This is a genomic window from Rhodococcus sp. MALMAid1271 (assembly GCF_049195265.1).
Classification (GTDB): domain Bacteria; phylum Actinomycetota; class Actinomycetes; order Mycobacteriales; family Mycobacteriaceae; genus Rhodococcoides.
In genome coordinates this window covers 1-504 of the sequence record NZ_JBMIRQ010000026.1, presented here as the reverse complement: position 1 = coordinate 504, position 504 = coordinate 1, and the positions used below count along the sequence as shown (strand labels likewise).

The window sequence follows — 504 nt, the reverse complement described above, 5'->3', positions numbered from 1 at the left end:
CCGGCCAGCGCCGGCGCTCCGATACCGGTATCGGCGGCGTCGGGGATCGACGACGCTGCGGTGTCGAAGTCGTCGGCAATTTTCATCATTGCGTCCGCGGAATCGCGTAGCACCGCGACGTCGACGTACAGGGTCATGTGTGGACACTCCGACGTTCGTGCTGGGGAATCATGACGTCCATCAGCAGCAGGTCGAACGGATGCGACTCATTAATTTTCGACAGGGCCGTTGTCGGCAGCACCATCCAGGGTTGGTCATCACCACAGCAGGTGTGGAGCCGGTCGAGTGCCGAATACGCCAGCAGGGCACTACGCCCGTCCCGGGTGGTCCGCAGATCGACCACTGCCTGCTCCACGACTGAGACATGCGCAGTGCACGGCACATACACGACGGGTGGAATGTTGTCCGGTAGCCGCATCTTCTCCCCCTGACCGAGCGCGGGGAGGTCGAACCCCACGACAGATCAGACGCAGCGAGTGGCTGTTCGGTTCCGTTCCGGAGCGA

1 protein-coding gene is annotated in these 504 nt (G+C 63.1%); it reads right to left on the bottom strand.

What is annotated here, in order from left to right; genetic code table 11:
- Nucleotides 1–133: 133 nt before the first annotated feature.
- Nucleotides 134–355, bottom strand: coding sequence for an SAV_915 family protein (locus ACOQFP_RS01395; protein ID WP_421583211.1), 222 nt, complete (start codon nt 353–355; stop codon nt 134–136).
- Nucleotides 356–504: the final 149 nt, after the last annotated feature.